A 15,255-nucleotide genomic window follows, 5' to 3' on the forward strand; every position below is an offset into this window, starting at 1 on the left:
TTGACCGGGGACGATTCGCCATCTTAGCGCGGCCTAACGCGCACGGCCGTCATCAACCCCACCACGCACAGGGTGGGCTGACCGTGCCGGTACGCGTGCACTTCGACCTGGCATATCGAGAGCCGCCGCCCCGGCTTGATGACGCGGCCGTTGGCCACGAAGCGCTCGCCGTCTGCCGGCGCCAGGAAGTTCATCTTGAATTCAGATGTCAGCACATCGTCGCCGGCATCGAACAGTGACAGCGCGGCGTACCCGCCAGCAGTATCCGCGATGGCGGTGGAAATGCCCGCGTGCAGATAGCCATTGTGCTGGCACAGGCTGGGCTGGAACGGCAGCTCGATATCGACCTGCCCCGGCTCCACGCGTGAGCCGAGCGCCGAAGGCGGCCATGACGGTCTGGCGCGCGAAACTTTCGCGCACGCGCCGGGCGGCCGCCTCGGCGCCGGTCGTGGCACTCATTCGGCCTTGTCCGTGTACATCCTGACGATGCTCGAAAAGTCGAGCCTGCCACTGCCGGACGCACTGTGCAGCGAATACAGGTTGCGGGCCAGTTCACCCAGCGGGATGGAGGAACGCGACGACAATGCCGACTCGGCAGCCAGCCCCAGGTCTTTGAGCATGAGATCGACGCCGAAGCCGCCTGCGTAACCCTTGGAAGCCGGCGCGTTGTCCATGACGCCGGGCCAGGGGTTGTAGAGTTCAGTGGCCCAGTTGCGCCCGGAACTCTTTGCGATGATGTCCGACAGCACTTTGGGGTCGAGTCCGTTGGCCACGCCCAGCGCGAGCGCCTCGGAAGTACCCGCCATCAGGATTCCCAGCAGCATGTTGTTGCAGATCTTGGCCACCTGGCCCGCTCCCGCCTCGCCGGCATGGAAGATGTTCTTGCCCATGGCCTGGAGAACGGGCATGGCGCGCTGCAATGCCGCCGCCTCGCCGCCCACGATGAAGGTGAGCGTGCCCGCCACCGCGCCACCCGTACCGCCGGAGACCGGGGCGTCGATCATGGCCAGGCCGCGCGCCTGCGCCGCGGCGGCGACCTTGCGAGCCGCGTCGGGCGCAATGGTGCTGCAATCGATCACTAGCGCGCTGGAGTCGATGCGGGAAAGCAGGTCGTCGTCCAGATACAGCGACTCGACATGCTTGCTGGCCGGCAGCATGGACACGACGATTTCCGCCCCCTGCACGGCATCGGCTGCGCTGGCGGCGGCGCGGGCGCCTGCATCGGCCAGCCCCTGCACGGCCGCTGGCACCAGGTCGAAAACGGTAAGTTGGTGGCCTGCCTTGATCAGGTTGTGGGCCATGGGGGCGCCCATATTGCCCAGGCCGATAAACGCGATAGTGCTCATGTTTGGTCTCCTTGGTCTTATAGCGTGAACCTTGCCGTCGCCTTCCAGTAAACGTCGACGCCGGGCACGGCTTGCGATCGGGCGCGGCCGGCCCGGTAGACGGGCCCGACACGCGCTTTGCCGGTGGTCAGTCTTCCGGGGGCCCCAGGTCGGCCAGCGGATGCGCCTGACCCTCGGGCCAGGGGGCTTCGAAGAAACGCCGCACCCAGCCGTCGGAAGCGGCGTCCAGCGTGGCCGGATTCCACCTTGGTTGCTTGTCCTTGTCGATGAGCAATGCACGTATGCCCTCGGCGAAGTCGCCTTCTACCGTGCAGGCCAGCGCCGCCACATACTCGGTGCGGAACACGTCGGCCAGCGAGCGCAGCCGTGTGCGCTGCTGCAGGGCGAACGCCAGCCGCGCCGATCCCGGCGAGCCGGCCAGCATCGTGGCTGCCGCCCGGGCCAGCCAGGGGTCTTCGTGGTCTTTCAGGCCAGCGATGGACTCGTAGATCTCGGCCAGGTCATTGCCACTGCACAGGCTGTTGATCTGGAAGGCGTGCTGGCGCAGCGGACCCGGCGACAGCGTGGCGGCCGGCTCGTGCGCCAACAGTGCGCGGCGCAACAAACCGTCGTTGATGGAGCGCGGCGGGGCCCCGCCGTCGCCCGGCCCGCCCGCCTGACCCGCCCAGGGAGTGTCGAGCAAGGTTTCGATGAACTTCGGCCAATCGGCCGAATCGAGCCGGAAATCGGCCACCCCTGCGTAGAACGCGTCGGAGGTGTTCAGCTGCGCGCCTGTCAGGGCCAGGAACAAACCGGTGCGGCCCGGCATGCGGTTGAGCAGCCAGCTGCCCCCCACATCGGGGAACAGGCCAATGGAAATTTCGGGCATGGCGATGCGCGAGGTTTCGCTGACCACCCGGTGGCTGGCCCCCATCATGAGGCCCACGCCGCCGCCCATCACAATGCCATGGCCCCAGCAAAGGAAGGGCTTGGGATAGGTGTGGATGCGGTAGTCGAGCCGATACTCTCGCTCGAAGAATTCGCGCGCGAGCGTATTGGCCCAGGCGCCCTGCCCCTGGTGTTGTTGCATGCTGCGGTACAGCCCGTGCAGGTCACCGCCCGCGCTGAAGGCCTTGCCCCCGGCTCCTTGCAGCACCACCATCGCCAGGCCCGCATCGCGCGACCAGGCGTCGAGCCGTTCGGCGAGCATGTCGACCATTTCAAGCGACAGGCCATTGAGCGTCTGGGGCGCATTCAGGGTGGCAAAGCCCAGACGCATGCCATTGGCTGCGGTTTTTTCTTCGAAAAGCACCGGGGAATTCATCGGATGTCGGCTCCTTTGTCGAGCAATTGGCGGGCGACGATCACACGCATGATTTCGTTGGTGCCCTCGAGAATCTGATGTACGCGAGTATCGCGCACCAGGCGCTCGAGGGGATAGTCGCGCAAGTACCCATAGCCGCCGTGGATCTGCTGCGCATCAAGGCAGATCTGGAATCCCATGTCGGTGGCGAAGCGCTTGGCCATGGCGCAGTATGTGCCCGCGTCTGGCGACCCCGCGTCCAGCTTGCATGCCGCCAGGCGCACCATCTGGCGGGCCGCCACCAGGTGCGTGGCCATGTCGGCCAGCTTGAACTGCAAGGCCTGGAATTCGGCCAGGCGGCGCCCGAATTGACTGCGTTCATGCATGTACCGCCGCGCGGCATCCAGCGCGCCCTGCGCGGCCCCCACCGAGCAGGTGCCGATATTGATGCGGCCGCCATCCAGGCCCTTCATGGCAATCTTGAAGCCTTCACCTTCCGCGCCCAGCAGATTCTCGGCTGGCACGCGCACGTTCTCGAAGGTGATGGGCCGGGTGGACTGGCTGTTCCAGCCCATTTTTTCTTCTTTGCGTCCGTAGCTGATGCCGGCACTGTCGGCCGGCACCGCAAAGGCACTGACGCCGCCAGGCCCGCCCGCTCCGGTACGCGCCATCACCACCAGCAGGTCGGTGTCGCCGCCGCCCGAGATAAAGGCCTTGGATCCGTTCAGTACGTATTCGCCGCCGTCAAGATGCGCGCGCGTGGCAAGCGATCCTGCGTCGGAACCGGCGCCAGGCTCGGTCAGGCAATACGAAGCCAGTTTCTTCCCGCTGGCAAGCAGCTCGCCCCAGGTCTCGCGCACGGCAGGCTTGCCCCATTGACCGACCATCCACGTGGCCATGTTGTGTATGGTGAGAAAAGCCGTGGTCGAGGGGTCGACCGCGGCCATTTCTTCGAACACCAGCGTGGCATCCAGCCGCGGCAGCCCCAGGCCGCCGATTTCTTCAGCGGCGTAAATGGCGCAGAAGCCCAGCTCGCCGGCTCGCGCGAAGGCCTCGCGCGGAAAAATGCCTTCGGCGTCCCAGCGTGCCGCATGAGGCGCCAGTTCGCCCTCGGCGAAGTCGCGCGCGGCCTGGGCAAAGGCCTGCTGCTCGTCAGTCAGTTCCAGATCCAAGGTGTTGTCTCCTGTCGGTCGGTCTTGATGGAGGCACAGCCGCCTTGTGAGCGACCGCGCCTGCCAGTGCCGATTTTGCATGACGTTAACGTAAACGTAAACCAGCTGACGATATATTACGCTCGTATGCACACCGTTTTTTGTCGGGCTGGCGACAATGACGCGCGGGTGTGGGCAGGCCCCCGCCGTCCTACAGCAGGCCGGCCGGCCGTTCGCGCCCCTGGCGGGCGGCCTTGGCCCGCCGGTGCTCTGCCCGCCGGCGCCGCGAGACCTTGGGATCGAAGGCCAGAGGCCGGTAGATTTCGAGCCTGTCGCCGTCCGCCAGTGGCGTATCGGGCTGACAAAGCCTGCCGAATATGCCTACGCCCGATTGCCATGCATCGAGCTGCGGAAAACGAAGCGCGAAGCCACTGGCGCGCAGGGCGTCGGCGGCGGTAGCCGAGGGTGGCAGAGTGACCGTACACTGCCATGCCGATTGCGGGGATTCGGCGTGGCACACCAACACGCGCAGCGCGCCGGACTCATTCACCATAAACAGCCTGTGCGCGCTTGGTGAACGAGTCAATGAAGCTGCTGGCGATGCGGTTGAATACGGGCCCGACGACCATTTCGAGCGCACGGTTCGAGAAGGCGTATTCGAGCGTGAACAAGACCTTGCAGGCGTCGGGCGCCAGGGCCTGGAATTCCCAGTGCCCCACCAGCATCGAAAAGGGGCCGTCGACGAGCTCGAGTTCAATGCGCTCGGGATAGTTGTGCGTGTTGCGCGTGGTGAAGCGCTGTTTCATCCCGGCGAAACTGATCAAGATCGATGCCTGCATGCCGTGCTCGGTGCGCGACTGCACCTCGGTGCCGCCACACCAGGGCATGAATTCGGGATACTTCTCTACGTCGGCCACGAGATCGAACATCTGCGCGGCGCTATAGGGAACCAGGACGGATCGCTGTACTTTGTGCATCGGCTATCGCAAATGGCTAGAATGTTCAGATTTTACCGGTAGCGACGCTACCTCCGGATTTTCCGCCTCATGAGCATCATCGACAACCGCAAGGCCTCGCACGACTATTTCATCGAAGACCGCTACGAAGCCGGCCTGGTTCTGCAGGGCTGGGAAGTCAAGGCGATCCGCGATGGGCGCGTGCAACTGAAAGAAAGCTACGTCATCGTACGCGATGGAGAGCTGTACCTGCTGGGCATGCACGTCAGCCCCCTGCCAACCGCGTCCACCCACATCCATCCCGACGCCCTGCGCACCCGCAAGCTGCTGCTCAAGGCCGAAGAGATCAGCAAGCTGATCGGCAAGGTCGAGCAGCGCGGCTATACCCTGGTGCCGCTTAACCTGCATTACAAGAATGGGCGCATCAAGCTCGACTTTGCACTGGGCCGGGGCAAGAAACTCTACGACAAGCGCGACACCTCGCGCGAAAAAGACTGGCAGCGCGAAAAAGAGCGCATGATGAAACACGACACGCGCAACTCGCGCAAAGACGGCTGAGGCGGGGCGCAAGCCCCGCCCCTCCGGCGCTTCAGGCCGGCTTGCCGGTTTTCACGATGGTCATGGCCGATGCGATCAGGCCACCCACATCGGCCAGATTCGACGGCAGGATCAAGGTATTGCCTTCCTTGGCCACATTGCTGAACGCATCGACGTAGCGCTCGGCCACTTTCAGATTGACGGCTTCCATTCCGCCCGGCTGGCGCACTGCCTCGCCCACTTGCGCGATGGCCTTGGCCGTGGCTTCGGCAATGGCCAGCACCGCCGCCGCCTCACCCTGCGCCTGGTTGATCTGCGCCTGCTTCTCGCCCTCGGAACGCGCGATGGCCGCTTCCCGTTCGCCGGTGGCGATATTGATCTGTTCCTGCCGGCGTCCTTCGGATGCCGCGATCAGCGCGCGTTTTTCGCGTTCGGCGGTAATCTGGGCCTGCATGGCACGCAGGATTTCGTTGGGCGGCGTGAGGTCTTTGATCTCATAACGCAGCACTTTCACGCCCCAGTTCAACGCCGCCTCGTCCAGTGAATTGACAATGGTGCTGTTGATGAATTCGCGCTCTTCGAAGGTGCGGTCGAGTTCGAGCTTGCCGATCACCGAGCGCAGCGTGGTCTGCGCGAGCTGGGTAATGGCAGAAATATAGTTGGACGAGCCGTACGAGGCTCGCATGGGGTCGGTGACCTGGAAGTACAGCACTCCGTCCACCTGCAACTGGGTGTTGTCGCGCGTGATGCAGACCTGGCTGGGCACATCGAGCGGAATCTCTTTCAGCGAGTGCTTATAGGACACGCGCTCGATGAAAGGGATGACGAATCCGGCGCCCGGCGAGAGTACGCGGTCGAACTTGCCCAGGCGTTCGACCACCCAGGCGTGCTGCTGTGGAACGATGGCGATGGCCTTGATGATGATAAGCAAGGCCAGGACGACCAGTACGATCAGGGCTATGGTGGAAGTATCGAGCATCATGAAGGGGAGTCCCTGAGTGAATGATGATTGAGTGGTGTCAGCGACGGGCCGTGTCTTTGGGCGCCAGCACCAGGCTGTTGCCACGCACTTCGGTGACGATGTGCGGGCCGGGCGCTCGCGGCTGGCCGGCGGAGAGCTCGGCCTGCCAATGGGCGCCGCGGTACCAGACTCGGGCCGAGCCGCCCTCGGACCACGATTCGACCCGCACGGTCTGCCCGATATCCATGTGCACGTCGGCGTTGCGCCCGGCGTCAATCTCACGCTTTTTGAGCACGCCAGTACGGCGCAGAACCAGCAGGCCGACCAGCGCCACCCCGGCGCAGGCTACGAGCTGCCACTCGAAACCCACCGCGAGCCAGGCCGCAATGCCGCCGGCAACCAGGCCCAGTGCCACCAGCAGCAGATAGAACGTGCCACTGGCCACTTCACCGATCAGCGCCACGGCGGCGAGCCCGAACCAGATCCACATGGTCATATTCGTTGCCTGAGTTGTATACCGCGTCGATTGTACGGATTTCCGCCTCACCCCGCGCGCGACGCGCAACGCGGGAAGCAGCGGCTCCGATTATCATGACGGCATGAACGCTACTGCCCAGCCTGAATTGCCGGTACTGATCCTGCATACCGGCGATCCCGACGAGATCCTGCGCCGCCATCACGGAGACTACGCGCAGATGATGCGCCACGCGGCCGGGCTGGCTCCAGACGCCGTGCATATCGTGCGCGTGTACACAGGAGACCTGCCCGCCCCTCCGGCGGCATATCGCGCGGCGCTGATCACGGGCTCTCCGGCCATGGTCACCGACCGCGAGCCCTGGAGCGAGCAGACCGCCCAATGGCTGAAGCAGGCGGTGACGGCGGGCCTGCCCATCTTCGGTGTCTGCTACGGCCACCAATTGCTGGCGCATGCGTTGGGCGGCGCGGTCGACTACAACCCGCTGGGCCGCGAATTGGGCACCCAGACCATAGAATGCCTGCCCGCCGCCGATGGCGACCAACTCATGGCCGGCCTGCCCGTGAGCTTTCCGGCGCAGACCCTGCACGCCCAGACGGTCACGCGCCTGCCGGACGGCGCCGTGGTTCTGGCCAGGTCCCAGCTCGACGCCCACCAGTTGGTACGGTTCGCCCCAAGGGTCTATTCGGCGCAGTTCCACCCGGAACTCGGCCCCGAATTCATCCGCGCCCACCTGCTTCGCAACCAGGCCGCCTATGCGCGCGAAGGGCTTGACGCCCCCATGCTGGCAGACCAGCTCAAGCCCACCCCTACCGCGGCCAGCCTGCTGCGGCGATTCCTGCACCTGCGCCTGCCCGCCACCTCGCGCACGGGGCGCTAGCGCCGCGCAGGCGGGCGCAGGCGCGTGCTGGCGTGCCGCAGCGGGCGCGGGCCCACTGGCGCATGGGGCGCGCTTGCACCGTCACGACAGCCCGCCACGCCGGCCTCGCACCAATGAAAAGTGCCCGGCCCGCTGCACGGGCCAGGCACTGAATGGCCGGGCTGACGCCGGCGTGCCGCGCAGGACGCCGCACGCGGTGGCAGAACTTACTTCGCCAGGCGCTGCCAGGTATCAACCACCGTGTCCGGATTCAGGGACATGGACAGAATGCCTTCGTCCTTGAGCCATTGGGCGAAGTCGGGATGGTCGCTGGGGCCCTGGCCGCAAATGCCCACATATTTGTTGGCGGCCAGGCAAGCCTTGATAGCGCGGCGCAGCATGAACTTCACGGCTTCGTCGCGCTCGTCGAAATCGGCTGCCAGCAACTCCATGCCCGAGTCGCGATCCAGCCCCAGGGTCAGCTGGGTCATGTCGTTGGAGCCGATGGAGAAGCCGTCGAAATACTGCAGGAACTCGTCGGCCAAGATGGCGTTCGACGGCACCTCGCACATCATGATGAGCTTCAGGCCGTTCTCGCCGCGTGCCAGGCCGTGCGAGCCCAGCAATTCCACCACGCGCGCAGCCTGGTTCACCGTGCGCACGAAGGGCACCATGATCTCGACGTTGGTCAGGCCCATTTCATCGCGCACCTTCTTCAGGGCTTCGCATTCCATGCGGAAGCATTCGGCGAAATCGGCCGCGATATAGCGCGATGCGCCGCGGAAGCCCAGCATGGGGTTTTCTTCCTCGGGCTCGTAACGCGAACCGCCGACCAGCTTGCGGTATTCGTTCGACTTGAAGTCGGACATGCGCACAATGACAGACTTCGGCCAGAACGCGGCGGCGATGGTGGCGATGCCTTCGGCCAGCTTCTCGACGAAGAAGGCGCGCGGACTGGCATAGCCACGGGCGGCCGACTCCACAGCCTTTTTCAGTTCGCCATCGACATTCGGATAATCGAGCACCGCCTTCGGGTGGATGCCGATGTTGTTATTGATGATGAACTCCAGGCGGGCCAGCCCCACTCCCGAGTTCGGTATCTGGGCGAAGTCGAACGCCAGTTGCGGGTTGCCCACGTTCATCATGATCTTGACATCGATGGGCGGCATTTCACCGCGCCGCACTTCTTCGACCTCGGTTTCGATCAGGCCGTCGTAGATGCGGCCCTCGTCGCCTTCGGCGCACGACACGGTGACGGCCTGCCCGTCCTTGAGCAGGTCGGTGGCCTCGCCGCAGCCCACCACGGCGGGAATGCCAAGCTCACGCGCAATGATGGCTGCGTGGCAGGTACGGCCGCCGCGGTTGGTGACGATGGCCGAGGCACGCTTCATGACGGGCTCCCAGTTGGGATCCGTCATGTCGGTAACCAGGACGTCGCCGGCCTGGACCTTGTCCATGTCGGAGATGTCGCCCACCACGCGCACGCGGCCGGCACCGATCTTTTGCCCGATGGCGCGACCGGTCACGATCACCTGGCCGGTCGCCTTCAGGCGGTAGCGCTGCTGCACGTCATTGGCGCCCTGCTGCGATTTCACGGTTTCCGGGCGCGCCTGCAGGATATAGATCTTGCCGTCGATGCCGTCGCGGCCCCATTCGATGTCCATGGGACGGCCATAGTGCTTCTCGATGATCACGGCGTAGCGTGCCAGCTCGGAGACTTCATCGTCGGTCAGCGAATAGCGGTTGCGCTCGGAGACGGGAACGTCCACGGTACGCACTGCCCGGCCTTCCGGGCGCTCGGGGTCGAATTCCATCTTGATCAGCTTGGAGCCGATGCGGCGGCTGACGATGGGATAGTGGCCTTGCTCGAGCGTGGGCTTGAAAACGTAGAACTCGTCGGGGTTGACCGCCCCCTGCACCACGGTTTCTCCAAGGCCGTACGAAGACGTGATGAAGACCACGTCCTGGAAACCGGATTCGGTGTCGATGGTGAACATCACCCCCGCGCTGCCCTTGTCGGAGCGGACCATGCGCTGCACACCGGCCGACAGGGCCACTTCGGCGTGCGCATACCCTTTGTGCACGCGGTAGGAAATGGCGCGATCGTTATACAGCGAGGCGAACACGTGGCGGATCTTGTCCAGCACGTCATCGATGCCGACGACGTTCAGGAAGGTTTCCTGCTGGCCGGCGAACGAAGCGTCGGGCAGGTCTTCGGCCGTGGCCGAAGAGCGCACGGCGAACGAACCCTTGCCGTCGGCATCCAGGGCGGCAAAAGCGGTGCGGATCTGCTGTTCGAATTCCGCAGAGAATGGCGCGTCGATGATCCATTGGCGGATCTCGGCGCCTGCGGTTGCGAGTTCGCGGACGTCTTCGGGGTTCAGGGTGGTGAGCCGCTCGGCGATGCGCTTGTCCAGGCCCGAAGCCTTCAGAAAGTCGCGGAAGGCCTCGGCGGTCGTGGCGAAGCCGCCCGGCACGCGGACGCCCGCGCCGGACAGCTGGCTGATCATTTCACCGAGTGATGCGTTCTTGCCCCCTACCGAGTCCACATCCGTCATGCGGAGCTGCTCGAACGAAACGACGTACGACATTGAAGTCACCTTTTACAATGGAGAGAAAGCGAGTTTGGTCAATGCATCAGGATGCGCTGACCAAACTGGCCTTGGACCGCTCTTGGGGTGACTTATTCGGGGGCAGATTGTACCCGGTCGGGCACCATGGCTTTCCCCTTTGGTTGGAATATTTTACATATGGCATCGCCCACTATCGAACGGACTGTCTATATCGTTTCAGACAGTACCGGCATCACCGCAGAGACCTTCAGCCACTCAGTGCTGTCGCAATTTGAGGAAGTCCATTTCAAGCCGGTGCGGCTGCCGTTTGTCGACACTCTGGAGAAGGCGCGCGACGTTGCAGCGCGCATCGACCGCAATGCGCAGGAAACCGGCGTGCCGCCCATCGTGTTCAGCACCCTGGTCGATCCTGCCAGCATGGAATGCGTGCGATCGGCCAACGGCGTGTTCCTGGACCTGTTCGGCACATTCGTGGGGCATATCGAACAGGCGCTGGGGCTGAAATCCAGCCATTCGGTGGGCCGCTCGCACATGGCGGCGAATTCCGAGCAGTACCGCAACCGCATCGACGCCATCAATTTCAGCCTGGCGCACGACGATGGGCAGTTCATCACCCAGCTCGACCAGGCCGATGTGATCCTGGTGGGAGTGTCGCGTTGCGGCAAGACCCCGACCAGCCTGTACCTGGCCATGCAGTACGCCATCAAGGCCGCCAATTTCCCTTTGACGCCAGATGATTTCGAGCGAGGCACCTTGCCCTCGACCGTCGCCCCCTATCGGTCCAAGCTGTTCGGGCTTTCCATCCAGCCCGAGCGCCTGGCCGAAGTGCGTAATGAGCGCCGTCCCAACAGCAAGTACGCCAAGCTCGAGCAATGCCGCTACGAGGTGGCGGAGGCCGAGCGCATGATGCGGCGCGAAGGCATTTCGTGGCTGTCCACCACGACCAAGTCTATCGAAGAGATCGCCACGACAGTCATGCAGGAAGTCGGTCTGGGACGCTCCAACTGACCGCCGGGGCGCCGGGTCTCAGACCGCGGCCCGGGCCGAGACCGCCCCGTAGCGCGAGCCGTCTCGGCGGGCGGGCCGCCGGCGTTTCGCGCCCAGGGTGCCGGCGCCGTCATCGGCAAACCGAATAACGCTCGGACCCGCCATGGCACCGCGCCGATGTTGCCCCGCCGGCATCGGCCGCTGTGCATCCGGGTCTGGATGTTCGCGGCGGCTTTGGGCCAGCCGGACGCCGCAGCGCCTGCGAAGAGATTGCGCAGCGCCTGCTGCACGCAGATACTCAGCCCTTCAGCTGCCGACGCTGCTCGAACAGGCAGAGCGCAGCCGCAATCGCAACGTTAAGCGATTCGACCGCCGGAGCATGCTCGATCCGCACGCGCAATGCGGCGGCCTGTTGCAGAGCAGGCGTCACGCCCTGCCCTTCGTGGCCGAACACCCAGGCGCATGCCCGGGGCAAGGTCGTGGCATAGAGGTCCTGGGCGCCGTCCAGGGCCGTGGCAACCAGGGGTAGTTCCAGCCGCTGGGCGCAGGCCTGCAGATCGGCCTGTTCGTGCACGGTCAGCGCAAAATGGGCACCCTGGCCGCCCCGCAACACCTTGGGCGACCACGCGGCAGCACATCCCGGCGACAGCAGCACGCGTTCTACGCCAGTCGCCGCACATATGCGCAGAATGGTGCCGACGTTGCCCGGGTCTTGCACGCGGTCGAGCCAGACCATGGGATCGGCCAGGCGCGGCGGCAGTTCGGGCGCGGGCGGGTTCACGACAAACAATACGCCCTGGCCAGTTTCAACGGTCTCGAGTTGTCGAAGCAACCTGGCGTCCGCCAGCAACGCCCGCCCTGGCGGAAGTTTCGCCAGCAGGTCGGCCAGTTCGGGCTGTTGCGCCCGTTCGGCGTCGAATATGGCCTGCGTTGGTGCGCCAGCCCGGGCCAGCCAGGCCTGGCATAGGTGCACGCCTTCGAGTATGGCGGGAGCGCCGCGGCGGCCGGCGTGTGCAGCAAGGCGCTGCAACTGCTTGAAAGCCGGATTGTCGCGCGATGTGATCTGCTTCATGGCAGCACGGCCAGGCGCTCGCGCACGGGCGCGAAACTGCGCCTATGCTCGGGGCATGGTCCATGCTCGCGCAGGCGTTCCATATGCAGCGACGTGCAATAGCCCTTGTGCTGGTCGAAGCCATACTGCGGATACATGGCATGCAGCCGCAGCAGATCGGCATCGCGAGCCGTCTTGGCGAGGATAGAGGCCGCGGAGATGGCCGGCACCAGCGCATCGCCCTTGATGACGGTCTGTACGGTGCAGCGCAGGGGCGGCGCCTGGTTGCCGTCGACCATGGCGACCTGCGGAATATGCGCCAGGCCGTCGACGGCGCGCTGCATGGCCAGCAAGGTGGCCCGCAGGATGTTCAGCGTGTCGATTTCTGCCACCGTGGCACTGGCCACGCACCAGGCCAAGGCCCGTTGCTGGATGTATACAGCCAGCTCTTCCCTGCGTTCGGGCGTCAGCGCCTTGGAATCCGCCAGCCCGTCGACCGGACGGTCGGGATCGAGTATGACGGCGGCGGCATATACGCCGCCGGCCAGCGGCCCGCGCCCGGCTTCGTCTACACCGGCCATCAGGATGCCGGTGAAATCGGGCGTGGCGGCGAACAGGCTATGCTGCGCCATGGGCTACCTCGGTAATGGCTCGCGCGGCCAGGCGGGCCGTATCGCGGGTCAGGTCGCGATGCAATGCGGTGAAGCGGGTTTCGATCCGGGCGGCATGCGCGTCGTCGGTCAGGGCCGCCCAGGTGGCATCGGCCAGTTTGTCCGGCGTGGCGTCGTCCTGCAGCAGCTCAGGCACCGCAAAATCACGCAGCAGGACATTGGGCAGGCCCACCCACGGCAGGTACGGGCGCTGCTGGCCCGACTTCCACGCCATGATGCGTCGCATCCAGGGTGAAAGATAATACGAAATGACCATCGGCCGCTTGAAGAGCGCCGTCTCGAGCGTGGCGGTTCCGCTGGCCACCAGCACCGCGTCGCTGGCCTCCAGGGCGCTCCAGGCAACCGGTTGGCCATCCCCCGAAGGCAGGTCGTCCAGGGTCAGGCAGCGCAGGCCCGGCACCGGATATTGCGCGAGCACGGCGTCGAATTCCTGTCGGCGCTGCGCGTTGACCATGGGCACGACGCAGACCAGCCCGGGATCTCGGCGCTGCAGTTGCTGCGCTGCCTGAAGGAAACGGGGCGCCAGGATCCGTATCTCGGACGCGCGGCTACCCGGCAGAATTGCCAGTACGCGCGCGTTGTCGTCCAGGCCCAGCCGGCGGCGCGCCGCCTGCCGGTCGGGTTGCAGCGGAATGGCGTCTGCCAGCGGGTGACCCACGTAGGTCACCGGTATGCCTTCCTTGCGGTACAGCTCTTCCTCGAACGGGAACAGCACCAGCATGTGCGAGACGGCGGCGCGGATCTTGTGAATACGGTCGTAGCGCCAGGCCCAGATGGACGGGCCGACGAAATGCACCGTCGGGATCCCTGCATGGCGCAGCTGCAGCTCGAGTTTCAGGTTGAAGTCAGGCGCGTCGACGCCCACGAACACCGAGGGCCCCGTCGCCAGCCAGCGCCGCTTGACGTCCTGGTAGGTTCGCAGCAACCCGGGCAGCCGCTTGAGCGCATCGACGTAGCCGAAGACCGTCAGGGCGTGCATGGGATGCCAAGCATCGAAACCGGCCGCCTGCATCGCCGGGCCGCCGATGCCCTGGCATGCCAACCCGGGATCGCTTTGACGCAAGCCCGCGATGACGCGGCTGGCGAGCAGATCGCCCGAAGGTTCGCCCGCCACCATGCCGACCGAAAGGCTCATGGCCGGATGATTCCTCGGGTAGAGGCGTCGATGAAGTCCAGCCACACCTGCAGAGCGTGCGTGGCCTCGGGGTTCGACTGCTGACGTGCGCGCAGCTCGGCCCGGGCTTCGTCCAGCGACAGGCCGCGCCGGTAGATGATCTTGTAGGCATCTCGCAGCGCCGAGATGACCGGCGCACTGAAGCCGCGGCGTCGCAAGCCTTCGACGTTGACGCCCACGGGCCGGCAAGGGTTGCCCGCCCCCAATACGTAGGGCGGCATGTCCTGCATCAGCGAGCTGTTGCCGCCCGTCATGCTGTGGGCGCCGATCTTGCTGAACTGGTGCACGCCGGTCAAGCCGCCCACGATGGCCCAATCGCCCACGTGTACATGGCCCCCCAGCTGTACCGAATTGGCCAGGATGGTGTTGTTGCCTATGTGGCAATCGTGCGCAATGTGCACATAGGCCATGATCCAGTTGTCATCGCCCACGGTGGTCACCCCCCCATCTTGCACGGTACCGGTGTTGAAGGTGGTGAATTCCCGCACCGTATTTCGGTCGCCGATCACCAGGCGGGTAGGCTCGCCCGCGTACTTCTTGTCTTGCGGCATGCCGCCGATCGAGCAGAAGCGGTAGAAGCGGTTGTCGCGCCCAATGCTGGTAGCACCGTCAACAACGCAATGCGGACCGAGCTCGGTGCCGGCCTTGATGGTCACTCCGGGCCCCACGACACAATAGGGCCCGATGCGCACACTGGCGTCGATCTGCGCGGCGGGGTCTACGAGAGCAGTGGGATGGATGTTTCCGGACATTTACGCTTCCAGGCTGCGAATGGCGCACATCAGCTTGGCCTCGGCCACCACCTGGCCGTCAACCAGGGCCTTGCCCTGATATTTGCAGATGGCGCGGCTGAGGCGCTCGGCCTGCACTTCCAGGCGCAATTGGTCGCCGGGTACCACCGGTCGACGGAACCGGGCCTCGTCGATGCCCACCAAATAATAGGCGGTCGTGGCGCTGTCGCACTTGAGGCCGCCGTTCTCATCGGTGAACGAGAACAATGCCGCGGCCTGGGCCATGGCTTCTGTTATGAGCACGCCAGGCATCACCGGATGATGGGGGAAATGGCCCTCGAAGAACGGTTCGTTGATAGACACGTTTTTAATGGCGACAATGGATTTGCCAGGCACGATGTCCAGCACACGATCGATGAGCAGCATCGGGTAGCGATGCGGCAAGCGCTCCATGATCGCCTTGATGTCGAGTTCCATTTGCTAAGGTTTCCTACCGTTTTG

At 64.9% G+C, this 15,255-nt stretch carries 16 protein-coding genes and 1 pseudogene; 3 read left to right on the forward strand and 14 right to left on the reverse strand.

The window, feature by feature from the left end; translation table 11 throughout:
* Window positions 1-23: 23 nt before the first annotated feature.
* From ACV17W_RS03310 to ACV17W_RS03335, 6 genes and pseudogenes are all read right to left on the reverse strand, one after another.
* Window positions 24-459: pseudogene (locus ACV17W_RS03310) on the reverse strand (PaaI family thioesterase).
* Window positions 456-1,367, reverse strand: coding sequence for a 3-hydroxyisobutyrate dehydrogenase (mmsB, locus tag ACV17W_RS03315; protein WP_462596445.1), 912 nt, complete (start codon window positions 1,365-1,367; stop codon window positions 456-458). The pseudogene ACV17W_RS03310 and the gene mmsB overlap by 4 nt, the downstream one beginning before the upstream one ends.
* Before the next feature lie 106 nt (window positions 1,368-1,473).
* Window positions 1,474-2,649, reverse strand: a complete 1,176-nt coding sequence (locus tag ACV17W_RS03320) for an enoyl-CoA hydratase/isomerase family protein (protein WP_462595038.1) — start codon at window positions 2,647-2,649, stop codon at window positions 1,474-1,476.
* On the reverse strand, window positions 2,646-3,800 hold the full coding sequence (locus ACV17W_RS03325; protein WP_462595039.1) for an acyl-CoA dehydrogenase family protein: 1,155 nt from the start codon (window positions 3,798-3,800) through the stop codon (window positions 2,646-2,648). Before ACV17W_RS03325 ends, ACV17W_RS03320 begins: the two co-directional genes overlap by 4 nt.
* Before the next feature lie 190 nt (window positions 3,801-3,990).
* Window positions 3,991-4,332 carry an RnfH family protein gene (locus ACV17W_RS03330; RefSeq protein ID WP_462595040.1) on the reverse strand — a complete coding sequence of 114 codons (342 nt, stop codon included), beginning with the start codon at window positions 4,330-4,332 and terminating at the stop codon, window positions 3,991-3,993.
* Window positions 4,322-4,756, reverse strand: coding sequence for a type II toxin-antitoxin system RatA family toxin (locus ACV17W_RS03335; RefSeq protein WP_462595041.1), 435 nt, complete (start codon window positions 4,754-4,756; stop codon window positions 4,322-4,324). The genes ACV17W_RS03330 and ACV17W_RS03335 overlap by 11 nt, the downstream gene beginning before the upstream one ends.
* Before the next feature lie 69 nt (window positions 4,757-4,825).
* Between ACV17W_RS03335 and smpB the strand changes: the two genes are divergently transcribed.
* Complete coding sequence (smpB, locus tag ACV17W_RS03340) at window positions 4,826-5,293, forward strand: SsrA-binding protein SmpB (protein WP_462595042.1); 468 nt, start codon at window positions 4,826-4,828, stop codon at window positions 5,291-5,293.
* Window positions 5,294-5,324: 31 nt separating this feature from the next.
* Here the strand turns inward: smpB and ACV17W_RS03345 are convergent, their stop codons facing one another.
* Window positions 5,325-6,251, reverse strand: coding sequence for an SPFH domain-containing protein (locus ACV17W_RS03345; protein WP_462596446.1), 927 nt, complete (start codon window positions 6,249-6,251; stop codon window positions 5,325-5,327).
* 40 nt (window positions 6,252-6,291) lie between these two features.
* Complete coding sequence (locus ACV17W_RS03350; protein WP_462596447.1) at window positions 6,292-6,723, reverse strand: NfeD family protein; 432 nt, start codon at window positions 6,721-6,723, stop codon at window positions 6,292-6,294.
* Window positions 6,724-6,832: 109 nt separating this feature from the next.
* Here ACV17W_RS03350 and ACV17W_RS03355 point away from each other — a divergent pair, with 109 nt between their 5' ends.
* Window positions 6,833-7,588, forward strand: coding sequence for a glutamine amidotransferase (locus ACV17W_RS03355; protein WP_462595043.1), 756 nt, complete (start codon window positions 6,833-6,835; stop codon window positions 7,586-7,588).
* 206 nt (window positions 7,589-7,794) lie between these two features.
* On the opposite strand, the gene ppsA is transcribed toward ACV17W_RS03355, so the two are convergent.
* Entirely contained in the window at window positions 7,795-10,158 is a 2,364-nt protein-coding gene (ppsA, locus tag ACV17W_RS03360; RefSeq protein WP_462595044.1) for a phosphoenolpyruvate synthase, read from the reverse strand.
* 159 nt (window positions 10,159-10,317) lie between these two features.
* Between ppsA and ppsR the strand changes: the two genes are divergently transcribed.
* Window positions 10,318-11,148 carry a posphoenolpyruvate synthetase regulatory kinase/phosphorylase PpsR gene (ppsR, locus tag ACV17W_RS03365; RefSeq protein ID WP_462595045.1) on the forward strand — a complete coding sequence of 277 codons (831 nt, stop codon included), beginning with the start codon at window positions 10,318-10,320 and terminating at the stop codon, window positions 11,146-11,148.
* A gap of 277 nt (window positions 11,149-11,425) precedes the next feature.
* Here ppsR and ACV17W_RS03370 read toward each other — a convergent pair whose 3' ends face one another.
* From ACV17W_RS03370 to fabZ, 5 genes are read right to left on the reverse strand one after another with little or no spacing between them, the layout of a single operon-like run.
* Window positions 11,426-12,199: a TrmH family RNA methyltransferase gene (locus ACV17W_RS03370; RefSeq protein ID WP_462595046.1), complete on the reverse strand. Its 774-nt coding sequence runs from the start codon at window positions 12,197-12,199 to the stop codon at window positions 11,426-11,428.
* On the reverse strand, window positions 12,196-12,810 hold the full coding sequence (rnhB, locus tag ACV17W_RS03375; protein WP_462595047.1) for a ribonuclease HII: 615 nt from the start codon (window positions 12,808-12,810) through the stop codon (window positions 12,196-12,198). Before rnhB ends, ACV17W_RS03370 begins: the two co-directional genes overlap by 4 nt.
* The gene (lpxB, locus tag ACV17W_RS03380) at window positions 12,797-13,984 is read right to left on the reverse strand and encodes a lipid-A-disaccharide synthase (protein ID WP_462595048.1); all 1,188 of its coding nucleotides are present in this window, start codon (window positions 13,982-13,984) and stop codon (window positions 12,797-12,799) included. The genes rnhB and lpxB overlap by 14 nt, the downstream gene beginning before the upstream one ends.
* Window positions 13,981-14,775, reverse strand: a complete 795-nt coding sequence (gene lpxA, locus ACV17W_RS03385) for an acyl-ACP--UDP-N-acetylglucosamine O-acyltransferase (RefSeq protein ID WP_462595049.1) — start codon at window positions 14,773-14,775, stop codon at window positions 13,981-13,983. The genes lpxB and lpxA overlap by 4 nt, the downstream gene beginning before the upstream one ends.
* Window positions 14,776-15,231 (reverse strand): 3-hydroxyacyl-ACP dehydratase FabZ, encoded by a 456-nt coding sequence (fabZ, locus tag ACV17W_RS03390; protein WP_462595050.1) that lies wholly within the window; start codon window positions 15,229-15,231, stop codon window positions 14,776-14,778.
* Between the last annotated feature and the right edge of the window lie 24 nt (window positions 15,232-15,255).

The sequence above is a fragment of the Bordetella sp. MIP270_01_BMS genome (assembly GCF_054958705.1).

Coding starts and splice junctions, on each gene's coding strand:
- ppsR (WP_462595045.1), top strand. CDS start 10,318: ATGGCATCGCCCACTATCGAACGGACTGTCTATATCGTTTCAGACAGT.
- ACV17W_RS03330 (WP_462595040.1), bottom strand. CDS start 4,332: ATGGTGAATGAGTCCGGCGCGCTGCGCGTGTTGGTGTGCCACGCCGAA.
- ACV17W_RS03345 (WP_462596446.1), bottom strand. CDS start 6,251: ATGCTCGATACTTCCACCATAGCCCTGATCGTACTGGTCGTCCTGGCC.
- ACV17W_RS03370 (WP_462595046.1), bottom strand. CDS start 12,199: ATGAAGCAGATCACATCGCGCGACAATCCGGCTTTCAAGCAGTTGCAG.
- rnhB (WP_462595047.1), bottom strand. CDS start 12,810: ATGGCGCAGCATAGCCTGTTCGCCGCCACGCCCGATTTCACCGGCATC.
- ACV17W_RS03335 (WP_462595041.1), bottom strand. CDS start 4,756: ATGCACAAAGTACAGCGATCCGTCCTGGTTCCCTATAGCGCCGCGCAG.
- fabZ (WP_462595050.1), bottom strand. CDS start 15,231: ATGGAACTCGACATCAAGGCGATCATGGAGCGCTTGCCGCATCGCTAC.
- ACV17W_RS03355 (WP_462595043.1), top strand. CDS start 6,833: ATGAACGCTACTGCCCAGCCTGAATTGCCGGTACTGATCCTGCATACC.
- ACV17W_RS03350 (WP_462596447.1), bottom strand. CDS start 6,723: ATGTGGATCTGGTTCGGGCTCGCCGCCGTGGCGCTGATCGGTGAAGTG.
- ACV17W_RS03320 (WP_462595038.1), bottom strand. CDS start 2,649: ATGAATTCCCCGGTGCTTTTCGAAGAAAAAACCGCAGCCAATGGCATG.
- lpxA (WP_462595049.1), bottom strand. CDS start 14,775: ATGTCCGGAAACATCCATCCCACTGCTCTCGTAGACCCCGCCGCGCAG.
- ppsA (WP_462595044.1), bottom strand. CDS start 10,158: ATGTCGTACGTCGTTTCGTTCGAGCAGCTCCGCATGACGGATGTGGAC.
- smpB (WP_462595042.1), top strand. CDS start 4,826: ATGAGCATCATCGACAACCGCAAGGCCTCGCACGACTATTTCATCGAA.
- lpxB (WP_462595048.1), bottom strand. CDS start 13,984: ATGAGCCTTTCGGTCGGCATGGTGGCGGGCGAACCTTCGGGCGATCTG.